Below are 21,611 nucleotides of genomic sequence, written 5' to 3'. Positions count from 1 at the left end.
TCTCCATCGTCATTTTCAGGCTTTTTTCGGTACGGCGCGGCCTGCCGGTCAGGCGCCCCAGCCGGCCTGGACGCCGCCGGCGCGCTCGGCGCGGATGCGGTCGAAGTAGCCGGAGCGGTGGTACGCGGCGACCGGGTCACGGTCCAGGCCCTGCGACTCACGCAGGTCGGCGAGCATCGGGCGGACGTCGGTGTTGAAGGCGTCCATGAACGCGGCGTTGGCGGCGAGCACGTCACCGGACTGCTGCGCGGCGGTCAGCGCCTCCTGGTCGACCAGGAGCGCCTTGGCCGTGGCCTCCTGGATGTTCAGCACCGAGCGGATGATCGCCGGGATCTTCGCCTCGATGTTGTGGCACTGGTCGAGCATGAACGCGATGCCGGAGTCGGTGCTCAGCGCGTCGCCGCGGACGATCTCGTACATGATCCGGAAGAGCTGGAACGGGTCGGCGGCCCCGGCCATCAGGTCGTCGTCGGCGTAGAAGCGCGAGTTGAAGTCGAAGGCGCCGAGCTTCCGCTGGCGCAGCAGGAACGCGACGATGAACTCGATGTTGGTGCCCGGCGCGTGGTGACCGGTGTCGATCACGACCTGCGCCTTCGGGCCGAGCTCCAGGCAGTGCGCGTACGACGTACCCCAGTCCGGGACGTCGGTGGTGTAGAAGGCCGGTTCGAAGAGTTTGTACTCCAGCAGCATGCGCTGGTCGGCGCCGAGCCGGGCGTAGACCTCGCGGAGCGCCTCGGCGAGCCGGTCCTGGCGTCCGCGGATGTCGTCCTGGCCCGGGTAGTTGGTGCCGTCGGAGAACCAGAGCTTCAGGTCCTTGGCACCGGTCGCGTCCATCACGTCGACGCATTCCAGGAGGTGGTCGGTGGCCTTGCGGCGGACCCGGGGATCGGGGTGGCAGACCGAGCCGAGCTTGTAGTCCTCGTCCTGGAAGACGTTCGAGTTGATCACGCCGATCGCGACGCCGTGCTCCTTGGCGTGCGCCGAGAGCGTGGAGAAGTCGTCGACCCGGTCCCACGGGATGTGCAGCGAGACGGTCGGGGCGATGCCGGTGTGGCGGTGCACCACGCCCGCGTCGGCGATCTTCTCGTACGGGTCGCGGGGCACGCCCTCCTGCGGGAACACCTTGAAGCGGGTGCCGGAGTTCGCGTAGCCCCAGGACGGGGTCTCGATCCGCTGGCCGCGCAGGGCGTCGAGGACGCGCTGGCTGGGCTCGACGTTGCTCATGCTTCCACTCCCGGGGGCTCACTCGATGAAACGTTTCACTCCGCTCCTCAAAGATAAGAGGCGTGTTACGCCCACGTCAAGGCGGAGCGGCGTGACAAAACGTCAGGAAGATCAACCATGAAATGTTTCAGCCGGGAGCGCCGAGCGCTCCCGGCCGACCGTCACCAGAGGTGTCAGTGGGTGGTGCCGTATCGGCGGGCGGTGAGGCCGTTCAGGAGAGCCGCGAAGACCAGCACGGCACCGAGCGCGAGCAGCTGGTACTGCGAACCCTCGTTGCCGATGAACGCGAGCAGGATGCCGGCGTTCAGCCAGACGATCAGCAGCGTCGCCAGGACCACGCCCGCGACCCGGCCGATGCCGCCGGTGATCGCGACGCCGCCGAGCACCGCGATGGTGATCGCCGGGAGCGCCATGCCGTTGCCGGAGACGCCGGCGTCCGGGCGGGCCGAGGCGAACTGCCCGACGGTGACCACGGCGACCAGACCTGCGATCAGGCCCGCGTAGACGTACGCCTTCAGCCGGGTGTCCCGGACCGGCAGGCCCGCCCAGCGGCTCGCGACGTCGTTGGTGCCGATCGCGTAGAGGCGGCGCCCGTACGTGGTCCGGGCCAGCAGCACCCAGACCGCCACGACCGTGGGCAGCAGGAAGGTGAAGATGCCGAGGGGGACGTTCGGGATGTACTGCCCGAAGAGCGGCAGCTCGACCGAGCGGCTGATCGAGTACAGCTCCTGGACCGGGCCGGTGCTGATCGGCTGCTGGTCGTTGATCACGATGGCGAGCGACTTGTACGCGTAGAACGTGGCCAGGGTCGCGATCAGGGCCGGGAAGCCGACGTACGAGACCAGGTAGCCGTTGACCGCGCCGAGCAGCGCGCCGAAGACCGCGGTCAGCACGATCGCCGCCCAGAGCGGCCAGCCCCAGTGACCGTACGCAAAACCGAAGATCATGCCGGCGAGCGAGACGATCGCACCCACCGAGAGATCGATGCCGCCCCGGCCGGAGAGGATGACGAGCAGCTCGGCCAGGCCCAGCATGGCGAGCGGGACCGCGTTGATCAGCGCCGCGGACATGTAGTCGAAGTCGTAGGACGCGGTCAGGTAGCCGCCCGCGTCCTGGACGAAGAAGTTCGCCACCACGGCGACGATCAGCACCGCGAGCAGCGCGATCCGCTGGGTGAGCAGGACGCGCAGCAGCCGCGCGCCGAACGTCTCGGCGGCCGCCGGGCCGGGCGCGGTGGTGACCGGCGGATCGCCGGCGGGCGGCTCGGTGGTCGTTGCCGTGCTCATCGGTTCCTCCTGGTCCGGGCGCGCAGCAGGTCGGCGCCGACCGCGACGATGATGAAGATGCCGACGAAGAGGTCGGAGAGCTGCGACTTCCAGCCCAGCTGGGTGACGCCGGAGCTGACCGACTGGACCAGCAGGGCGCCGAGCAGGGTGCCGAGCACCGACCCGCGCCCGCCCATGATCGAGGTACCGCCGATCACGACCGCGGCGATCACCGCGAGCTCCCGGCCGCTGCCGACCGACTGGTCCAGCGTCGAGGTGCCCTGGGCGATCAGGAAGCAGGCGCCCAGGCCGACCAGGAGACCGGTCAGGACGTACGCGAGAAGCACCCGGCGCTGCACCCGGACGCCGGCCAGACGCGCCGCGACCGGATCGCCGCCGATCGCGAAGAAGTGCCGGCCGCCCGCGGTGTGCCGCAGGTACCACCAGATCGCCGCGGTGATCAGCACGGTCAGCAGGAACGCGTGCGGTACGCCGAGCGTGCGTCCTTCCGGTCCACGGCCGAAGAACGCCAGGGTGCCGGGGATGCCGTTGACCGTTCCCGAGCCGAAGATCCGCAGGCCGAGGAAGGTGAAGAGGTTCGCGGTGCCGAAGGTGATGATGATGGCGTGCACACGGCCGTACGCGATCAGCACGCCGTTGATCAGACCCAGCAGCCCACCGGCGACGATCGCGAGCAGGACCGCGACGCCGAGGCTCACCTCCGCGCCGACCAGGGCCTTGGCGGTGATCACCGAGCAGACCATCATCGCGGCGCCGACCGAGACGTCGATGCCGCCCGTGATGATCACGATGGTCATCCCGGCGCCGACCAGCGCGATCGGCGCGGTCGCGACCAGTAGCGGCTGCAGCGAACCGGCGGTCAGGAACGCCGGGGTGGTCACCGCGAGCGCCGCCCAGAGCAGCGCGATCACGCCGAGCAGGACCAGCTCCTGCCCGGTGACCGGCGGGGGAAGCACACGTCCGCGCGGTGTCGCGGCGGGGGGACCGCCGGCGGCGGACGGCCGCATCGCTGTGGTGGTCATCCGGCCTTCTCCTCATCGTTCGATCCGGCCGCGGCGGCCAGCAACTCGACCTGGGTGGCGTCCGGGCCGAACTCGACCGTCGTCGTGCCGCCCCGGACCACCTGGATCCGGTCGGCGATACGCAGCGCCTCGGGCAGGTCCGAGGTGACCACCAGGACCGCGGTGCCCTCGTCGGCCAGCTCGGTGATCAACCGGTGGATCTCCTCCTTGGCACCGACGTCCACGCCCTGCGTCGGCTCGGCCAGCACCAGCACCCGGGGGCGCTCGACCAGCTGCCGGGCGAGCACCACCTTCTGCGCGTTGCCGCCGGACATCGCGCTGATCGGCTGCCGCTCGTGCGGGGTCTTCACCGCGAGCCGCTTGATCATGCCGGTGGCCACGGTCCGTTCCCGGCCGCGGTCCAGCCAGGTGCCGAACCGGGAGAGCAGCCGCAGGTGCCCGGCGGAGATGTTGAACGCGATCGACTGGAAGCCGAACATGCCCTCCAGCTTGCGGTTCGCCGGCAGCAGCGCGATCCGGTGCCGCTGCGCCTGTTCCGGGCTCCTGATCGCCTGCGGGACGCCGCCGAGCAGGAGTTCGCCGCCGGTCGCGCGGTCGATGCCGTAGACACTGGCCGCGATCTCCGAGACCCCGCTGCCGACCAGCCCGTAGAGCGCGACGATCTCGCCCGCCCGCACCGACACGTCGACGTCGTGGAACCGGCCCGCACGGGTGAGACCACGCAGCTCCAGCACCGGATCGCCGTCCGGGACCTCACGGTGCGGGCGCTCGTCGGAGAGGATGCCGCCGACCATCAGCTCGGCGATCCGGCGCACGCTCAGATCGCTCATCCCGTACGTCCCGATGGTCTGCCCGTCGCGCATGACGGTGACCTCATCGGCGATCCGGAACAGTTCGTCGAGCCGGTGCGAGATGTAGACGACGGCCACGCCCGACGCGGTGAGCCGGCGGACCACGTCGAAGAGCACCTCGATCTCGGCGTCGGTCAGGATCGCCGAGGGCTCGTCGAGGATCAGCACCTTCGCGTCCCCGGCGAGCGCCTTGGCGATCGAGATCTGCTGTTGCTCGGCGATGGAGAGCTCGCCGACCGGCCGGGTCGCGACCGCCGCGGGGAGGCCGAGGAGATCCAGCAACTCGACGACGCGGGCGTTCTGGGCGGCCCAGTCGACCCGCCGCAGTACGGTCTTGCGGATCTCCCGGCCGAGGAAGATGTTCTCCGCGACGGTCAGCTCGGCGAAGAGCTGCGGTTCCTGGTAGACGGTGGCGATACCGAGCGCCATCGCGTCGGTGGTGGAGCGGATCGCCACCTCGGTGCCGTCGAACGCGATGGTGCCGGTGTCGGCGGTCTCCACGCCGGACACGATCTTGATCATCGTGGACTTGCCGGCGCCGTTCTCACCGACGAGGGCGTGGACGGTTCCCGGGCGTACCAGAAAATCGGCATGCCGGATCGCACGGACCGCGCCGAAGCTCTTGGAGATGCCGGCGAGGCGGAGCCGAGGCGCGTCGCCGGACGTGTCGTTGCTGCTCACTCTGCTGTCCTCCCCGGACCCGCGGGTGCGGACGGCAGGGTCGCCGCCCGCACCCGATGAGGCTCAGTAGTCGAACTGGTCGACGTTCTGGTCGGTGATCGCCAGCGCCGGGCCGAGCAGCAGCATCTTGCTCGACGCGTCGTAGGTGACCGCCGGGAGCTTGTCGCTGACGTTGTTGGTCGCGGCGATCTCCCTACCCTCGGCGATCTGCAGGCCGGCCCACGCGGTCAGGTAACCGAGCTGCTCGACGTCCCAGAGGATCGCCGCGGACGAGGACTTGTCCTGCAGGTACGGCTTCATCGCCTGCGGGGTGCCCAGACCGACGGTGAAGACCTTGCCGATCTTCCCGGCGTCCTTGACCGCCTGCGCCACGCCCGGCGCACTCGAGGTGCACTCGCCGACCAGGCCGGTCAGGTCCGGGTGCGCGTTCATCAGGTCGGTCGCCATCTGCGTCGCCTTGGCCTGGTCCTCACCGGCGTACACCACGTCGACGATCTCGGCGTCCGGGTACTTCGTCTTCGTGTACTCCTGCTGCACCTTGATCCACGCGTTCAGGTTCTCGGCGGTCTGGCCACACGAGACGATCGCGTACTTGCCCTTGCCACCCATCGCCGTGAGCAGCGAGTCGGTCAGCCCCTGGCCGATGCCCTCGGCGGTCGCCTGGTTGACGAAGACCTCACGCACGCTGCTCGGGGCGTCGGTGTCGGCGGTCGCGACGTGGATGCCCGCCTCCTTGGCCTGCTGCAACAGCGGCGCCATCGAGTCCGGGTCGTTCGGGGCCACGATCAGCGCGTCGACCTTCTGCTGAATGTACGAGCGCACGATGTCGGCCTGCGCCGCGGCGTCCGCCTGCGTCGGGCCCTGGTACAGCCACTCGACATTGCCCAGCGCGGCCGCAGCGGCCTTACCACCCGAGTTCATCGCCTCGAAGTACGGGACACCCTGCAACTTCGGCACGAACGCGACCTTGTAGGTCTTGCTGCCGCTGTCACCGCTCGCGGCCGTGTCGGTGTCGTTCTTCTTGGTACAGCCGGTCAGGGCGAGGGCCGCGGCCGTGGCCACCGCGACCAGTTTCCGGTCAGCACGCATGAGATCTCCCTCTATGTCGTGAACACATTCTTGAAACGTTTCACGTGATCTAGATCTCACATTACGACCCTGTGTCGGGGCTGTCAAGACTCTGGCCTTCATCGATTCATCAATGACTCCTCCCCGGCCGGCGTCGCCGCCCGGGGTGGCCGCGCGATCACCATCGGTCGCCCCGTCACGCTCCGCGCAGGTCACCATCGGATAACGGCGGCGCCGTGGGTCACCTTCGTGAATTGTCACCGGGATCGCTCCCAGCGAATCACGGCACCGCATTCCCCACCGATAAGGCATTGAACATGACCGAACCGTTGCTTCGGTATGTCCGGCACGTTGCCCACTCGACGGAGTCATTAAAAGGTTTCAAATCTGGAGCCGGGCAGCCGCGCCGAGGGGGACACCGGCCACCGCCCGGCACCGCACCGGCCCGGGCCACATGCCCTGCGGCGACACGGCTCGGCCAGCCCGGGGCGGCACGCCCACACGAACAGCGCGGACGGGGCGCCGCATGCACACGAACGGCCCGAGAAGGGCGCCACGTGCACACGAACGGCACGAACGGCGCGAAGCAGGGGCGGTAGGAGAACACGATCCGCGATCGTGGACTCGCGCAGCCGCCAGAGGGGCGCCAAAACGACTCAACCAGCGATCGGGGACTCCCGTCGCCCCGGCTGGCCATGATCGTGAACCCGGGCCGCCACCGGGCAGCGCGGTCCCGCGGGATGGTCGGTAACTGGGCGACTGACGGAGACCGCGGTGCCGGGTCGACCGACGGAGACCGACGAGGTGGAGCGACCGACCGAGGGCGCGGAGGTGGTGCGACCGACCGAGGGCGCGGAGGTGGGATGGCTGGCGGAGGGCGTGGAGCTGGGGCGATCGACGAAGGGGGCCGGGTAATCACGGTCACGTGGAAGCCGGTGAACCGGGGGTGAACCGGGGTCGTAGTGCGGTGGTCAACGACGACGCCTAGTCATGTGGAGGCACCGCATGGAAGATCCCGACCCTTCTTTACACAGGACGATGTACAGCGAAGTCGACGAGATCGCGTTCCACATGCTCCGTACCGATCTCATGAGGGAGCGGAGCAAGGACACCGGTGCGGTGAGCCGCCGTGCCGTGTCCTCCCTCACCGGGCTCTTCGCCCTCGAACAGGCTTACCGCGAGCAGCCGGGCGGGGAGGGCACCCGCGGGCGCGTGCCGTCCGACCGGTCGGCGTGGACGGTCGGCGACAAGCAGCGGCTGCTGCGCCGGCTCGCGGTGATCCTCTATCGGCAGGATCTGGCACGCCCCGCGTTCGGTGACGAGCACCGGCTGCGGGCGTTCTGGGAGGACGGCTGTTTCCGGTCGGTGGAGCAGCTGTGCGACGAGGCGGTGGCCGGTCACGCGCTGGAGTACTCGGCGGCGATGACCTGGCTGCTGACCAGCTGGATGCGGCGGCGGCCGGCGCGCGGCACCGTCTACGCGGGCGGCCGGCGCACCGCTGGGGTTCGGCGGCGTCCCGCGCGGGCGGGGCGGCCGGGGATCCGGAGTTCGCGCCTGTTCCGTTCGCACAGCACGACCCGGTCCGGGGAGACGCGCTCCTGACCGGTCGCCCATGAGCACCGAAAACCGGCAGGTGTGGTCCAGCTCACTTAATTCGGCTGAGCAGGGGTGATTGATGGGACGTCGTCATGCACGACGACGTCTCATCGCCCGTTCGATCGGACCCTTCGGCCGGGGCGCGGATGTCGACAGGATGATCTGCGCTCCGGCAACGGCGCCGGGCGGCAGACCAGGGACGAAGGGCCTCGCTTGGCGGCCGGGCACCCCCCTGGTGGGCCGGGCGCACCGAGGACTGCAGCCCGGTGCGCCCGTCCTCTTTAAGTAACCCTCCCTGTCCGGAGTCCCGGGGCGGCAGCGCCCATCGCGGGACTCCCCCCCCAGGAGCGGCGCCTATCCGGCGGCCCCGTGGACCGACATGAGGTCCAGAACCACCCAGAGCACCCCGATCGCCGCGAGACCACCGGCCGCGAGACTCCACCAGCGCCACCCGGGACGCCAGCCCGAGCCCGCGGTCGGGACGGCCGGAAGCGGGGCGGGCGAGACGGGCGCCGGGTCGGAGAGCTCGGCGAAGGCGGCCACGAACTCCGGGGGCATGTCGGCCAGGATCGAGGCCAGCGGGCCCAGCGTGTCGCACTCCTCCACGCAGATGACGCACCGGCCGAGATGTCGCTCGAACGCCTCGACCGCCTCCGGGTCCATTCTCCCGCTCAGGTAGAGGACACACGTCTCCAACTCGGCGTGCTCGGCGTCCAGTTCAGTCACGGTGCTCCGATGGTGCGCCGCTCTGGCGCCATCGTCTCCTGCGGCAGGTCCCTCCGACGAAGTCATGCACCCACCACGGCCGGGACCGGCGCCCGGTTCAACGCGCGGGCCGAGTTTCCCGCGCGGTGTCCCGCACCCGAACGGAGACCGGGCGCGCACCCGGGCTGATCTCGGCGGACGGGACCCTTCTCGGTCATGGGCACGAAGAAGCAGGTTCTGCAGGCCGCTGCTCTCGCCACCGCCACGGCCGCCGCGGTCACCCTGGCCAACCCGTTCGGCGGGCCGGCCGCCGTGGCGGGTGCGGCGGGTGGGATCGCCGTCGACGCGACGATCAACGGGCTGAACGCGCCGAGCGCCACCCGGCAGGTCGAGCTCTCCGCGGACGCGCAGGCGGAGCTGGCCGGTCACGGCATCAGCGCGGACCGGGCCACGCCCGCCGCGACGATCCTCGGCACCGACCCGTACCGGAACCTGCAGTACGGCTTCGACGCGATCCAGGCACCGTACGCGAACACCGCCAGTACCGGCACCGACGTGGTGGTCGGCGTGATCGACTCCGGGGTGGCCCGGGTCGACGACCTCGCCGGTGGGCGGGTGCTCACCGGTAAGGACTTCGTCGCCTCCGGGGACGGGTCGAACGACCAGAACGGTCACGGCACCGGTGTCGCCTCGATCCTCGCCGCCACCACCGGCAACGGCGTCGGGATCGCGGGGGTGGCCCCGAGCGTCAGGATCCTTCCGGTACGGGTCTGCAATGCGGCCGGCTCGTGCCCGGTCGACGCGATCGCGGCCGGGATCACCTGGGCGGTCGACCACGGCGCCCAGGTCCTCAACATCAGTGTCGGCGGCGCCTCCACCGACGCGCTGACCGCCGCCGTGGCGTACGCGGAAAGCAAGGGTGTGCCGATCGCGGCCTCGGTCGGCAACAGTGCCGAGAGCGACAACGTCGTGCTCTACCCGGGCGGTTACGACACCGTGCTGGGCGTCGGCGCGGTCGACGAGAACAAGGTCCGCGCGTCCTTCTCCGAGTACGGCACGCAGGTCGACGTCGTCGCGCCCGGCATGAAGATCCTCGAGGCCGATCTCAACAACAAGTTCATCTACAGCTCCGGTACGTCCCAGGCCGCGCCCTACGTCGCCGGGACGATGGCGCTCGCGAAGGCGTACCAGCCGTCGATCACCGCCGCCACGCTGCGCACCACGGTCACCGGCACCGCCACCGACCTGGGCTCGTCCGGGCGCGACGACGAGTACGGCGCCGGCCTGGTGAACGCCGCCGCGGTGCTGACCAAGCTCGGCGCCACGCTCACCGACCCGACCGTCACCCCGTCGCCGGGCACCACCACCGCCCCGGTCGTCGGCGGGGTGCTGCCCCTCTCCGGTACCACCGAGGGCGGCACCACCGTCACGGTCAACGGCTCCGGGTTCTCCAGCCTCGACCCGGCCGACCCGTCCGCGGTCACCTTCGGCGGGGTCGACGCGGCGAGCTTCACCGTGCTGTCGAACAGCAGGCTCACCGCGGTCACCCCGCCCGGCGTGAACGGCGCGGCCACCATCGTCACCACCAACACCATCGGTGGCAGCACCGGTAAGGTCGCCTTCACCTACCGGGCGCCGCTCGGGGCGGAGTTCGACGCCGGGATCACCGCGAAGGTGGCCGGCGGGACGGTCGTGCCGGTCACCGTCACCGGCGGCACCGTTGGCAACAACGTCAAGGAGTTCGCCGCCGAGAAGATCACCGCGACGGTCGGCGACAACGCCGCGACGGTGATCTGGACCGACCCGACCCACGTCAAGGTGACCGCCCCGGTCACCCAGAAGGCGGCCGCCACCACCATCACGCTGATCCACGACGGCGTCGCCGGGCCCGCCTCCACCGCGACCGTCGGGTACGCCCCGGTGACCAACTTCGTCACCCCGGCGAAGGTCTCCTCGGCCGGCGGCACCACGGTCATGCTCACCGGCAGCGGCTACCTCGGGGTGGACGGCGACGACCCGTCCGCGGTCACCTTCGGCGGGGTCCCGGCGACCAGTTTCCGGGTGAAGTCGGCGACCCAGATCGTGGCGGTCACCCCGCCCGGCGTGAACGGCACCCTGCCGGTCGTGGTGACCACCTCGGGCGGCACGGCGAGCCTCCCGATCAAGTACCGGACCCCGATCGACGTCACCGTCACCGCGAGCTCCGTGGTGAAGGCGACCGGCGGCACGGTCACCCTGGAGGTCACCCCCGGCACGATCGGCGCCTCCGCGAAGGAGTTCACCGCCGAGCTGGTCACCGCCACGGTCGGCACCGCCAAGGCCGCCCCGGTCTGGGTGGACGCCACCCACGTGAAGGTGCCGTTCTTCGGCTCCACCGGGGACTCGGCGACGCTCACCCTCTACCACGACGGGATCGCCGGCACTCCGGCCGCGATCGCGTACGTCCCGGTGGTCGTCGGCCTCTCGGCGAACACCGACACCGTCGCCGGCGGCCGGAAGATCAACGTCAAGGTCGCCGGCGGGGACGTCGCCAAGGCCGTCGACTTCGCCTTCGGCGGTGTCCCGGCGTCCTGCACGGCGACCGGCCGCGACGTCTCGACGATCTACTCCTGCGTGGTGCCGGCGGCCGCCGAGGCCGGCTCCACCTGGGTCTCCTTCACCTCCAGCACCGGTGTGGCCAGCCGCTACTCCACCGCGGCGACCTTCGCCTACACCGACATCGACTGAGTTCCCCCGGAGAAGGCCGCAGCCGGTGCCCCTCGGTCACCGGCTGCGGTCCTCTCCTGACGCACCGCTCGTCTAAGGTGGACCCATGTGGGACGCGCTGGTTGCCGCCATCCTCGTCGCGGTGACCACCCGGGCCGGTGAGGACATCGGCGACGCGGCCCGCTTCACCTGGACCACCGCGCTCCGCAAGGTGCGCGAACGCCTCGGCGCACGGCAGGAGCTGATCGACGCGGACGACCCGGCGGCTCTCGAGGAGGCGCTACGGCCGCTGGTGGACGAGGATCCGGCGTTCGCCGCCCGGGTGCAGTCGCTGGTGTCGCAGGCCCTGCGGGAGCGCGGCGAGGCGCCCCTGGCCGCGCTGACCGTGCCGAGCCCGGCGCTCCCCGCCGCCGGGTCCGCACCGCGCCTGCTGCCCGCCGGGCCACCCGACTTCGTCAACCGGATCGCCGCCCTGGCCACCCTCGACGAGATCGCCGGCCGGGTCGCACCGGGCGGCGGAGCCGGGGACCGGGCCACCGCGGGCGGCGACGCCGGGGCCACACCGGTCGTCGTCCTGCGCGGTGCGCCGGGTGCCGGGAAGACCGCGCTCGCGCTGCGCTGGGGGCACCGGCGGCAGGAGTGGTTCGACGGCGGGCAGCTCTACGCGGACCTGCGCGAGCTGCCCGGGCCCGCGCTCGGCGGCCCGGAGCCGACCGATGCCGTGGTGACGTCGTTCCTGCTGGCCATGGGAGTGCCGGGCGGCCTGCTGCCGGACACCGTCGCGGGGCGGCTCGCGGCGTACCGGGCACGCACCGCCGAACGGCCGGTGCTGGTGCTGCTCCGCGGCGCCGCACTGCCCGCGCAGATCAGCCCGCTGATCCCGACCGCTCCCGGCAGCCTGGTGCTGGTGAGCACGGGACACGACGTGAGGGGCCTGGCCATGGACGGTGCCCGTTTCCTCGATGTCGGACCGCTCGACGCCGAGGCCGCCCTGGAGCTGCTCGCCGCCGGTGGGCACGACCGGATCGCCGCGGACCCGGTGGCCGGCGCACGCCTGGCCGAGCTCTGCGGACGGCTGCCGGTGGCGCTGCGGATCGTCGCGGGGCGTCTGCGGGTGGACCCGGACCTGAGCGCGGCCGAGCTCGCCGGGGAGCTGGCGGCGGAGCCGTACCTGCTCGGCGCGCTGGCGCTGCCGGGCGAGGGGAACGCCGTCGAACCGCTCTTCACCCACGCGTACCGGCACCTCGGCGGCGACGCGCAGCGCCTCTACCGCGATCTCGGCGCGCTGCCGGTCGCCGGGATCACCGACGACCTGGTCGCGCGGATCGGCTGGCCCGGCCGGGCGGCTCGGCGGGCGGCGATCGACGAGCTGCTCGGCCGGCGGCTGCTGGAGCGCTCCGCCCCGGGCCGGTACGCCCTGCACCCGCTGATCAGGGCGCACGCGGCCCGGCTCGCCCGGGAGACCGACAGTGATCACGCCGACCGGGTCGTCGCGGAGACCGTCGGGCACTACTGCGACTACGCCGAGTCCGCCGATCAGGCGATCATGGGAGACCGGCGGCGGCTGACCGTCGACCGGCCGCGCACCGGCGGGCCGTTCACCGGTCCGGATCGGCGGGCGGCGGCGCTGCGGGCCCTCGAACGCGACCGTGAGGATCTGCTGCGGGTGGCGCGGATCGCCCTCGCCGCCGGGGAGGACGTCGCGGTGACCCGGCTCGGGACGGCGGCCCAGGCGCTCTACATGAACCACCGGCATCTCGCCGACTGGATCGCGATGTCCGGGCTGACCGTGACGGCGGCCCGGCGGATCGACCGGCCGGACATCGAGGTCCAGGTCCGCTGCCTGCTCTCCCGGGCGTACGCCGACGCGGGCGACCTCGGCCGGGCGCGGGCCGAGATGGAGCACGTGGTCGCGCTGCTGCCGGCCACCGACGACCGGCCGCTGGCCGGGACGGCGTGGGAGTTCGTCGCGCGGGTCCGTGACCTGATCGCCCGGGTGGCGCCCGAACCGGAGCGGGCCGCGGCGCTGGAGGCGGCCGGGGAGGCCTTCCGGACCGCGATCGACATCTACCTCGAGGTCGGGTCGGCCCGCGGGGTGGCGCTGGCCCGCCTCTTCCTCGGGGTGCACCTGGACGCCACCGGGCGCGCCGGGGAGGCGTTGCCCGTACTGGAAGAGGCTCGGAAGGGTTTGAACACTCTCGGTGATGACCGGAACGCGACCCGGGCGGACGCGGCGATCGGCGTGGCCCATCTGCGACTCGGGCGTCCTCAGCGGGCGTATGAGGAGCTCACGACGGCCGCGGCCTACTTCGCGGCGGCCGAGTTGTGGCACTACGAGCTGGAGGTACGCGACGCTCTGGTGCTCGCCGCGACCGCGCTGGGTGACCGGGTGGCGGCCGCCGGGCACGCGGAACGGGCCGCGGAGATCCGCCGGCTGTCAGAGCCCGGGGAGTAGCCGGACGGAGATCGCGTCGTCGCCGGCCCGCCACGTACCGTCGGTGAGGGCGCCGGCGCGCGCCAGGGCGTAGGCGCAGGCGGCCAGCGCCGTGACGTCCTGACCGGAAACGATCGCGCGGCGGCCGTCGCGGAGCTCGGCGATGATCCCTTCCGGAACGGCGGTACAGGCCAGAGCGGCACCGGGGAATCGCACGAGGACGTCCGGATCGCCGGTGGCCTGGGTGAGGACCTCGGCGTTCTGGAGCAGGCGCAGGTCCCACTCCTGATCGGCGGCGGACAACAGGTGGCCGGTCCAGCCCTCGGCGGGCGGGCGCACGTGGCGGCGGACGGCGGCCGGGAAGCGCTCGATCTCGATCCGGTCCGCGGTGACCCGGGTGCGCATCTCGTAGGAGTGCACCGGCGTGGTCTCCGGCACCGGCGGCGGGAAGGCGACGAGCGGCGCGGGCCCGTCCGGCTCGGGGAGGGCGAGCAGGTCGTAGAGAACGGAGCGGAGCGGGCGGGTCACCGGCGGCTCGGCGAACGTCGCGGTGACCGCCGCGGCGTAGCGGTCCGGGGTGTGGCCGTCGATGGCCGCCGCCACCTGGGCGGCGAGCGGACGGTGGAGGTCCAGGCGCACGGCCGCCTCGCTCAGCGCGGTCATCGGGGTGCCCGGGACGACCTCGTCGCTGAGCGGCGCGAGCAGCAGCGGGATGCCGGTGGCCGCGGCGAGCAGGCTGACCGAGGAGTGGTCGCCGACGACGCAGTCGGCCGTGGCGAGCATCGCCTGCCAGCCGGCCTCCGGCGGGACCGCGAGCAGGCCGGCGTCGCGGGCGGCGGCGAGCCAGAGGCGCAGCTGGAGCGCACCGTGGCCGGCGGTGATGTTGGGGTGCAGGACCGAGGCCACCGCGTGGGTGCCGGCGTCGAGCTGGGCGAGCAGGCGGGCCGGCAGGTCGGGCGCGCGGCCGAGCAGCGACGTGCGGCCCCAGGTGGAGCTGAGCACCACGAGTCGCCGGTCACCGAGACCGAGTGCGGTGCGGTAGCGGTGCCGGAGGAGGCGGGCGGCCCGCAGGCGTTCCAGCATCGGGTCGGTGATCAGGACGGCGCGGTCGGCGGCGGCGGGTTCTGCGGCGGCGAGCTGGGCGATCTGCGCCGGGTGGGTGACCGCGACGGTGACGCGGCGGCCGCGCAGGTCGGCGGCGCGGACCGTGCCGGCCAGCCGGCGGCCCTCGCCGCGGGAGTCCGGCAGGATCTTGTGGAATCCGGCGCCGTGCTGCAGGACCAGGGCGGGGGCGTCGAAGGCCCGGAACTCGGTGTTCTCGCTGCAGGTCAGGGCCGCGTCGAAGGTCAGCTCGCCGAGACGGTTCCACGGGACGAGGCGGGCGCCGGCACGTTCCAGCAGGGGCAGGACGCCGTCGTTGAAGGGCGAGGTGTCGTTGAAGGAGAAGACCACCTGGACCCGGGGGTCGTCACGGAGCAGCTGGACGGCGTCGAGGACGCGGGCGGTGGAGGTGACCGTCCGGGCGACGGCGAGGAGGGTGCGCTGCGCGGGGACGGTGACCCAGTGGGCCGCTTCCTCCCCTACCGGTACACGAACGAATCCCGGCTCCCGGCTCCCGGCTCCCGGCTCCCGGCTCCCGGCTCCCGTGGTCAACCGAGTCGGATCGGCGGCGGATACGGCGTGGGGCATGTGTTCTGCGTCACTCGCCGGGCGAAGGGTGGCCGGGGACGGGATGGACGGTCGCACGGCCCGAAGCTAGTCGATGGATCCGGCACGGCAAAGTTCAAGACCCTTTTCGCGTACGCGAAACGTGGCCGCACCGGAACGCCGCGCCCTGCAATCGGAAGATTGCGAATCGTTGTTGTGTTCGCGCCCTGTCCGGATACCGCCCAGCATTGTCCGGAACGGACCGGAGCTGAGCGGTAATCAATTCTGTGAAAGCGGAAAGCGCCCGGGACCGACTCGGCGGCGTGTTCTCGCCGACCTCCACCGCGGGGAAATGACCGGAGTGCTCACCCGGATGTCCACCGGATGTCCTCCCATCGCCCGTAATCGCGGGTCGGCGGACGCCCCGGCGTGGGCCCGAAACCGGGCAGCCCTGGGTCCTTCGACTCAGGAAACCGGTTCCGGCGACCTCTACGGTCTCTGGTTATGCGTGGACACCGGCAGGACGGGAGCGGACAGCGAATGGGCTGGTTCCGCGTCGCCGCCGCGTCCGTGCTGCTCACGCTCGCGGTGATCGTGCTCGGCACGGTGGCGAAGTACGCGACCGGCACCGCGACGATCCCGGTGGCCGCCGCGTCCGTACCCGGTTCCGCACCCGCCTCGCCGGCGCCCTCCACTCCGGCCTCGATCGCACCATCCGCGCAGGTCAACGAGGCCGCCGCGCTGGTGAAGACGGCCACCGAGACCGCCACCAAGAGCGCCGCCGGGACGCTTGCGCCGGTCACCGTCGAGGCCGAGGACGGGACCGTGCGCAAGGGCGCCGACATCGTCTTCTGCACCGGGTGCTCCGGCGGGCAGCGGGTCACCTACCTGGGACAGCTCGACATCGAGGTGCGGATCCCGAAGGCCGGCAAGCGCACGATCACGGTGGTCTACGAGGCCGACCACGAGTCGGTGATCGAGATGAAGGTGGCCGGGACACGCCTCGCGTACCGGAAAGTGACCGGCGATGACCGCAACGAGCAGCAGACCGTGACATTCACGGCGAAATTGCCCGCGGGAAACGTGACGCTCAGCTTTTATGCCTATGAGGGCGACCCCGCCGACCTCGACAGGTTCACCATCAGTTGACCCGCACTCCCCTGAATAGACAGGGAAGTTGATATTTGCAGCGGTTCCCTTTCCTGAGTACGGTGGGGCCTCGTTTCGGATCGAGGCCCCTCAAGGAGAGCGCGCCGTGCAGAGCGACTCTGCTTCACCGGCCGGCGGCGATTCGCCGGCCGACGGGCGGGAGGTGCTCGCCGACCCGGTCCGGCGACTGCTCGATGATCCCCATCGAGGGCTGAAACTGCAGTTCAGGCACTGGGGCGGCATCTTCAGCCTGGCGATCGCGGTGATCGGGGCCGCGATCCTCCTACCGCCCCTGGTGGCCGACGAGCCGGTCTCCGGCGGGACCGTGCCGTCGTGGGGGCCGGCGAGCGTGACCAGCGATGCCCCGTTCTCGCCCTCGCCGTCCGGTTCGCCCGCGTCCTCGCCGTCCGCACGGCCCTCCGGCGGCGGGTTCACACCGGTCACCGTTGAGGCCGAGGACGCCACGCTGAGTAAGGGCGCGGACATCGTCACCTGCACCACCTGCTCGGGTGGCCAGCGCGTCGCGTACCTGGGGCAGGTCGACGTCCACGTGACCGTCCCGAAGGCCGGGACCCGTACGATCACCGTCGTCTACGAGGCCGACCACGAATCGGTCATCGAGATGAAGGTGCGGGGGCACCGGCTGGCCTACGAGAAAGTCACCGGTGACGACCTGACCGAACAGCGAACGGTGCGGTTCAGCGTGCGGCTTCCCGCGGGTGACGTCACCCTCGGCTTCTACGCCTACGAGGGCGATCCCGCCGAACTCGACCTCATCACCGTTCGATGAAACAAGCCGGAAATCGTCGCGGAAATTGATATTTGCGCAGGTTCGGACCAATGGGTACGGTGACCCCTGCGTTCCGGAACACAGCCCCAAGGAGAGCGCGCGGTGCAGAGCGACTCTGCTCCACCGGTCGGCGGCGACACCACCCCGGTGGCTTCCGATCGCACGGAGACGGTTGGTGACCCGGTTCGCCGGTTCCTCGAGAATTCCCCCAGCCCGGTCCGGCGCGTCCAGGCACGTCACTGGGTCGGCATAGGCAGCCTCGCGCTGGGGGTCGCCGGGGCCGCGATCTTCGTGCCACCGCTGATCACCGAGACCACGAGCACGTCCACACCGGTCGTGGCGGTCTCCTCCGGCTCCCCTGTGGACCAGGCCGTTCCGGCGAGCGTGACCAGCAGCGTCGCACCCTCGGCCGGGCCGGCGTCGGCCGTGCCCTCGGCCGCGGTCTCCCGGGCCCCTGCCGCCACCCCGGGGCAGACGAAGACGGTCACGGTCGCCCCCACACCGTCCACGTCGAAGAAGGCCACCGCCACCACCGCCACCACCGCCACCACCGCCGCCGACGCGGCCCGGTTCACCGCGGTCAGTGTGGAGGCCGAGGACGCCACGCTCAGCGACGGCGCCGCGACGGTCGCCTGCACCACCTGCACCGCCGGGGTCCGGGTCCGGTTCGTGGGACGGGTGGACGCGTACCTCTCCGTCGCCGCGGCCGGCAGCCGGACGATCACCGTCACCTACGAGGTCGAGGGCGACCGCTCGCTCACCGTCGCGGTCAACGGCACCGAGGTGCTGACCGACCGGACGGTCACCGGCACCTCGTGGGAGACGCCGAAGACGATCAGCTTCACGGCCGCGGTCCCGGCCGGCACGGTGAACGTCGCCCTCTACGGCGGCGGCCTCGGAGCCCCCGACATCGACAAGATCTCCATCAGCTGATGAAGCGGTTCATCGCGGCTACCGCGCTCCTGCGCGCGGTGCTGATCGGCCGTCTCGTGCTCGCGGGCACCACGGTCGGGGTGAGCTTCCGGCTGACCAGCGATCCCACCGCGGCCGCCCTGGCGCTGGCCCTGATAGCGCTCAGCACGGTCCTGGCGGTGGCGCTGCTCAACCGGCGCCCGCAGGTGCTGCGGCGCAAGCTCACCGTGCTCTTCGCGGACGCGGTGGTGATGGTCGCGGTGCTGATGGTCAGCAAGGGCGGGGTGGCCTACTTCTGTTACGCGGCCGGCTCGGCGGCGCTGGCCGGGGTGCTGCTGGGCACCGGCGGCGCGGCGCTCTGGGTGGCGCAGGCCGTGCTCGGCCTCTCGGTCGCCGTCCAGCTGCTGCGCGGCATCGAGCACGGGCCCCGCGAGGTGGTCGCGCCGTTCCTGGTCGCGGTGCCCGCGCTGGACCTCGTCTGCGGCCTCGGCGCGGCGGTGCTGACCGCGACGCTGTACCGGTACATCGAGCTCTCCGTGGAGACCGCGGTCGACGCGCAGCGCTCCGCGGCCGCCTCGGAACGTGCCCGGCTCGCCCGGGAGATGCACGACTCGGTCGCCAAGACGCTGCGCGGGATCTCCTTCGCCGCGGTGGCGCTCCCCTCCTCGCTGCGGCGGCACCCGGCCCTGGCCGAACAGCTCGCCGAGACCGTCTCGCAGGGGGCGGACGTGGCCGTACGGGAGACCCGCGAACTGCTCACCGCGCTGCGCCGGGACGTGCCGGACCAGCCGTTCATCGAGACCGTACGCGGCGTCTGCGAGGGCTGGAGCACGTCGAGTGGCGTCCATGTCCGGCTCGCGGTCACCCCGGTGGAGCCCTCGCTCGCCGCACGGTACGAGCTCACCCAGATCCTCAACGAGGCGCTGCGCAACGTGGCCAACCACGCGGGGGCCCGGCACGTCGAGGTCGCGCTGGGCCGCTCCCCCGGCGGCGTACGGCTGACCGTCCGTGACGACGGCGCCGGTTTCGTCCTCCCCGCCGACCTCTCCCATCTCTCCTCCCGCGGTAGCTTCGGCGTCGTGGGCATGGCGGAACGGGCCAAGACGGTCGGCGGGACCCTGCACATGGAATCCCGCCCCGGCGCCGGCACGGTGATGATGGTCGACGTTCCGGCGGACGTCGACGCCTGGACCGAGCGGGTGACCCGATGATTGATGTGCTGATAGTCGACGACAATCCGATCGTCCGATCCGCCATCCGCGCCTTCCTGGGCGGCGCCGACGACGTCCGGGTGGTCGGCGAGGCTTCCGACGGGCGTACGGCCCTGGCCGCCGTGCAGCGGCTACGGCCCACGGTCACCCTGCTGGATCACCGGATGCCGGTCGCCGACGGGCTCAGCGTGATCGGCCGCCTCGCCGAGCACACCTCCGTCCTCGTGATGACCAGCGACTCCGGGCCCGACGTGATCGCCGGGATGCTGCGCGGCGGTGCCCGCGGCTACCTGGTGCACGGCGAGTTCGACCCGCCGGAACTGCTGCGCGCGGTGCACGCGGTCGCCTCGGGCAGCGGCTGGCTCTCGCCGGTGGTCGCCTCGGTCACCATCTCGGCGCTCCGCGAGCAGGCCGCCGAGCAGCGGGCCGCGACCGACCGCACCGAGCAGCTGCGGCGCGACCGGGAGACGTACGGGCTGACCGCACGGGAACGTGACGTGCTCGATCTGATCTGCGCCGGCTACTCGAACGCGGCGATCGGCCGGCGGCTGCTGATCACCGAGAAGACCGTGAAGAACCACCTCAACCACATCTTCACCAAGCTCGGCGTCACCAACCGCACCGAGGCCGCCATGCGCTGGACCGGCCGCTAGCCCGGGTTTCGGAGCCCGGCCGAGTGCGAGGCGCCGGGACCTGCGACGGAAGAAACAGGTAACTGAGTTTCCTGAAAAGGTGTGAACTCGGCGGGGTGGTGGCACGTCGTGTTGGCAGTGGGCAAAGCCCGCGGTGGCCCGGTCGCCGGACGGCGGTGTGCCACACGTCCGACAGCGAAGGCGTGCACGTGCCAGTCGAGCCCCTCACCGGAACGGCATCGCGCGCCTGTTCCGCATCGGACCCGGCCACGATCGATGTCCTCATCGCTCATCCGGACACCGCGCGCCGGACCGCCATGCGGTACCTGCTGGAGCAGCCGCCGTACGTCCGGGTCGTCGCGGTCACCGGCGACGCCGCCACCGCCGCGGCCGAGGCGGACCGGCTGCGGCCCGCCGTGATCCTCATCGACGACCGGATGGCCGCCCGGGGCGGCGTCGAGGCGCTCTCCCGGTACTCCCGGGTGATCCTGCTGACCGCCGCGACCGAGCCGCACGTCGTCGCCTCGCTGCTGCACGAGCCGGCACTCGGGTACCTCGTCTACGACAACTTCGACCCGATCGACCTGGTCGGCGCGGTTCGCGCGGTGGCCCGGGGGCTCGCCTGGCTCTCGCCGATCGTCGCCTCGGCCGCCGCCAAGGTGATGCGCGAGGCGGTGAACCGTCCGGGCCCGGTGGAGCGCGACCCCGGGCCGCGGCTCACCCGGCGCGAACGCCAGGTGCTGGACCTGCTGGGCAAGGGGCTCTCCAACGCGGCGATCGCGGACACGCTAACCGTCACCGAGAAGACCGTCCGGAACCATCTCAGCCGGGGATTCGCCAAGATCGGCGTACGCGGGCGGGCGGAGGCGATGCGGCACCTGGCCGCCGCACGGGCCTGAACGGACTTTACCGGTTCAGTTGCGGTCGCTGCGGTTCAGCAGGCCGCGGACGGCGCGCAGGGCATAGAACGAACGGGACCGGACGGTGCCCTCCGGAATGCCGAGCCCGGCCGCCGTCTCGGCCACCGAGGCGTCCCGGCAGTAGAGCGCGACCAGCACGTCGCGCTGCTGGGCGGAGAGCCGGAGCAGGGCGTCGCGCAGCAGGTGCTGGTCGAGCAGGCGGTCCACCACGTCCTCGGTCGGCGTGGTCCAGACGCCGCTCTCGCCGTACACCTCGACGGGGCGGGCCATCTTCGCCCGGACCGCGTCGATCGCCAGGTTCCGGGCGACCGTGAAGAGCCAGCGGCGCAGCGCGATCGCGTCGTCCGGCAGTTCGTCCATCTTGCGCCAGGCCCGCAGCATGGCCTCCTGCAGCAGGTCCTCGGCGGACTCGTGCTGGCCGTGCGTGAGGCGGACCAGGTACTGCCGCAGCGGCGCGGCGTTGGCCTGGAAGAGGACCCGCATCCGCTGTTCCCGAACCGCCGGATCGACCGTGGGCTTCTCACACACCATGACGCTCATCGCCGTACTCCTCTGCCGTCTGCGCATCGCCGGCGGTTCCCCTGGCCTGCGATGACGTGGACGGTAACCACCCGGTAGTCCCGCGCGACTGAGCCCAAAGACCCATAAGGACCCACAGGGAGGCCCCGTTATGGCCCGTTTCGTGACGGCACGTGTTTCCGCAGGTCACAGGACGTATCAAATCGTCCATGATCGACACTTTGGGCACCCGGAGAGCTACCGAAGGTGTCGATATAT

General features: G+C 71.6%; 17 protein-coding genes. 9 read left to right on the top strand and 8 right to left on the bottom strand.

All coding sequences use genetic code 11. From position 1 onward, the window contains the following. Nucleotides 1-48: 48 nt before the first annotated feature. From rhaI to AB0M08_RS11575, 5 genes are all read right to left on the bottom strand, one after another. The gene (gene rhaI / locus AB0M08_RS11595) at nt 49-1,224 is read right to left on the bottom strand and encodes an L-rhamnose isomerase (RefSeq protein ID WP_364491728.1); all 1,176 of its coding nucleotides are present in this window, start codon (nt 1,222-1,224) and stop codon (nt 49-51) included. 173 nt (nt 1,225-1,397) lie between these two features. Next, complete coding sequence (locus AB0M08_RS11590; RefSeq protein WP_364491726.1) at nt 1,398-2,510, bottom strand: ABC transporter permease; 1,113 nt, start codon at nt 2,508-2,510, stop codon at nt 1,398-1,400. Further along, nucleotides 2,507-3,532, bottom strand: coding sequence for an ABC transporter permease (locus tag AB0M08_RS11585; protein ID WP_364491724.1), 1,026 nt, complete (start codon nt 3,530-3,532; stop codon nt 2,507-2,509). The genes AB0M08_RS11590 and AB0M08_RS11585 overlap by 4 nt, the downstream gene beginning before the upstream one ends. Then, nucleotides 3,529-5,064: a sugar ABC transporter ATP-binding protein gene (locus tag AB0M08_RS11580; RefSeq protein WP_364491722.1), complete on the bottom strand. Its 1,536-nt coding sequence runs from the start codon at nt 5,062-5,064 to the stop codon at nt 3,529-3,531. The genes AB0M08_RS11585 and AB0M08_RS11580 overlap by 4 nt, the downstream gene beginning before the upstream one ends. A 63-nt stretch (nt 5,065-5,127) precedes the next feature. Continuing rightward, nucleotides 5,128-6,153 (bottom strand): autoinducer 2 ABC transporter substrate-binding protein, encoded by a 1,026-nt coding sequence (locus AB0M08_RS11575; RefSeq protein ID WP_364491720.1) that lies wholly within the window; start codon nt 6,151-6,153, stop codon nt 5,128-5,130. Nucleotides 6,154-7,170: 1,017 nt separating this feature from the next. On the opposite strand from AB0M08_RS11575, the gene AB0M08_RS11570 reads away from it, so the two are divergent. Further along, entirely contained in the window at nt 7,171-7,734 is a 564-nt protein-coding gene (locus tag AB0M08_RS11570; protein ID WP_364491718.1) for a hypothetical protein, read from the top strand. Between the two features lie 348 nt (nt 7,735-8,082). On the opposite strand, the gene AB0M08_RS11565 is transcribed toward AB0M08_RS11570, so the two are convergent. Continuing rightward, nucleotides 8,083-8,454: a hypothetical protein gene (locus tag AB0M08_RS11565; protein WP_364491716.1), complete on the bottom strand. Its 372-nt coding sequence runs from the start codon at nt 8,452-8,454 to the stop codon at nt 8,083-8,085. A 195-nt stretch (nt 8,455-8,649) separates the two neighbouring features. Between AB0M08_RS11565 and AB0M08_RS11560 the strand changes: the two genes are divergently transcribed. Both AB0M08_RS11560 and AB0M08_RS11555 read left to right on the top strand, forming a co-directional pair. Next, entirely contained in the window at nt 8,650-11,160 is a 2,511-nt protein-coding gene (locus AB0M08_RS11560) for a S8 family serine peptidase (protein WP_364491714.1), read from the top strand. A gap of 85 nt (nt 11,161-11,245) precedes the next feature. Beyond that, a complete protein-coding gene (locus AB0M08_RS11555; RefSeq protein ID WP_364491712.1) occupies nt 11,246-13,594 on the top strand; it encodes a hypothetical protein in 2,349 nt (782 codons plus the stop codon). Here the strand turns inward: AB0M08_RS11555 and AB0M08_RS11550 are convergent. Beyond that, nucleotides 13,577-15,262 carry a hypothetical protein gene (locus AB0M08_RS11550; RefSeq protein ID WP_364491710.1) on the bottom strand — a complete coding sequence of 562 codons (1,686 nt, stop codon included), beginning with the start codon at nt 15,260-15,262 and terminating at the stop codon, nt 13,577-13,579. The two genes, AB0M08_RS11555 and AB0M08_RS11550, sit on opposite strands and share 18 nt — an antisense overlap. Nucleotides 15,263-15,724: 462 nt before the next feature. On the opposite strand from AB0M08_RS11550, the gene AB0M08_RS11545 reads away from it, so the two are divergent. The 6 genes from AB0M08_RS11545 to AB0M08_RS11520 all read left to right on the top strand — a co-directional run bounded on the left by AB0M08_RS11545 (nt 15,725) and on the right by AB0M08_RS11520 (nt 20,813). Continuing rightward, on the top strand, nt 15,725-16,369 hold the full coding sequence (locus AB0M08_RS11545; RefSeq protein WP_364491708.1) for a hypothetical protein: 645 nt from the start codon (nt 15,725-15,727) through the stop codon (nt 16,367-16,369). 106 nt (nt 16,370-16,475) lie between these two features. Continuing rightward, nucleotides 16,476-17,159: a hypothetical protein gene (locus AB0M08_RS11540; protein WP_364491706.1), complete on the top strand. Its 684-nt coding sequence runs from the start codon at nt 16,476-16,478 to the stop codon at nt 17,157-17,159. Between the two features lie 102 nt (nt 17,160-17,261). Further along, nucleotides 17,262-18,092 (top strand): hypothetical protein, encoded by an 831-nt coding sequence (locus AB0M08_RS11535; protein ID WP_364491704.1) that lies wholly within the window; start codon nt 17,262-17,264, stop codon nt 18,090-18,092. After that, on the top strand, nt 18,092-19,282 hold the full coding sequence (locus AB0M08_RS11530; protein ID WP_364491702.1) for a histidine kinase: 1,191 nt from the start codon (nt 18,092-18,094) through the stop codon (nt 19,280-19,282). Before AB0M08_RS11535 ends, AB0M08_RS11530 begins: the two co-directional genes overlap by 1 nt. Further along, nucleotides 19,279-19,935 carry a response regulator transcription factor gene (locus AB0M08_RS11525; RefSeq protein WP_364491700.1) on the top strand — a complete coding sequence of 219 codons (657 nt, stop codon included), beginning with the start codon at nt 19,279-19,281 and terminating at the stop codon, nt 19,933-19,935. The genes AB0M08_RS11530 and AB0M08_RS11525 overlap by 4 nt, the downstream gene beginning before the upstream one ends. Before the next feature lie 188 nt (nt 19,936-20,123). Beyond that, on the top strand, nt 20,124-20,813 hold the full coding sequence (locus AB0M08_RS11520; protein WP_364491698.1) for a response regulator transcription factor: 690 nt from the start codon (nt 20,124-20,126) through the stop codon (nt 20,811-20,813). A 15-nt stretch (nt 20,814-20,828) separates the two neighbouring features. Here the strand turns inward: AB0M08_RS11520 and AB0M08_RS11515 are convergent, their stop codons facing one another. Next, nucleotides 20,829-21,374 (bottom strand): sigma-70 family RNA polymerase sigma factor, encoded by a 546-nt coding sequence (locus tag AB0M08_RS11515; protein ID WP_364491696.1) that lies wholly within the window; start codon nt 21,372-21,374, stop codon nt 20,829-20,831. Nucleotides 21,375-21,611: the final 237 nt, after the last annotated feature.

The sequence above is a fragment of the Actinoplanes sp. NPDC051851 genome, from assembly GCF_040681165.1.
Taxonomy (GTDB): domain Bacteria; phylum Actinomycetota; class Actinomycetes; order Mycobacteriales; family Micromonosporaceae; genus Actinoplanes.
This window is presented reverse-complemented; position numbering and strand designations above follow the sequence as displayed.

Excerpts from the sequence above, each read along its gene's own strand:
- AB0M08_RS11550 (WP_364491710.1), bottom strand. The coding sequence starts at position 15,262 with ATGCCCCACGCCGTATCCGCCGCCGATCCGACTCGGTTGACCACGGGA.
- AB0M08_RS11515 (WP_364491696.1), bottom strand. The coding sequence starts at position 21,374 with ATGAGCGTCATGGTGTGTGAGAAGCCCACGGTCGATCCGGCGGTTCGG.
- rhaI (WP_364491728.1), bottom strand. The coding sequence starts at position 1,224 with ATGAGCAACGTCGAGCCCAGCCAGCGCGTCCTCGACGCCCTGCGCGGC.
- AB0M08_RS11545 (WP_364491708.1), top strand. The coding sequence starts at position 15,725 with ATGCGTGGACACCGGCAGGACGGGAGCGGACAGCGAATGGGCTGGTTC.
- AB0M08_RS11555 (WP_364491712.1), top strand. The coding sequence starts at position 11,246 with ATGTGGGACGCGCTGGTTGCCGCCATCCTCGTCGCGGTGACCACCCGG.
- AB0M08_RS11575 (WP_364491720.1), bottom strand. The coding sequence starts at position 6,153 with ATGCGTGCTGACCGGAAACTGGTCGCGGTGGCCACGGCCGCGGCCCTC.
- AB0M08_RS11570 (WP_364491718.1), top strand. The coding sequence starts at position 7,171 with ATGTACAGCGAAGTCGACGAGATCGCGTTCCACATGCTCCGTACCGAT.
- AB0M08_RS11530 (WP_364491702.1), top strand. The coding sequence starts at position 18,092 with ATGAAGCGGTTCATCGCGGCTACCGCGCTCCTGCGCGCGGTGCTGATC.
- AB0M08_RS11590 (WP_364491726.1), bottom strand. The coding sequence starts at position 2,510 with ATGAGCACGGCAACGACCACCGAGCCGCCCGCCGGCGATCCGCCGGTC.
- AB0M08_RS11525 (WP_364491700.1), top strand. The coding sequence starts at position 19,279 with ATGATTGATGTGCTGATAGTCGACGACAATCCGATCGTCCGATCCGCC.
- AB0M08_RS11560 (WP_364491714.1), top strand. The coding sequence starts at position 8,650 with ATGGGCACGAAGAAGCAGGTTCTGCAGGCCGCTGCTCTCGCCACCGCC.
- AB0M08_RS11585 (WP_364491724.1), bottom strand. The coding sequence starts at position 3,532 with ATGACCACCACAGCGATGCGGCCGTCCGCCGCCGGCGGTCCCCCCGCC.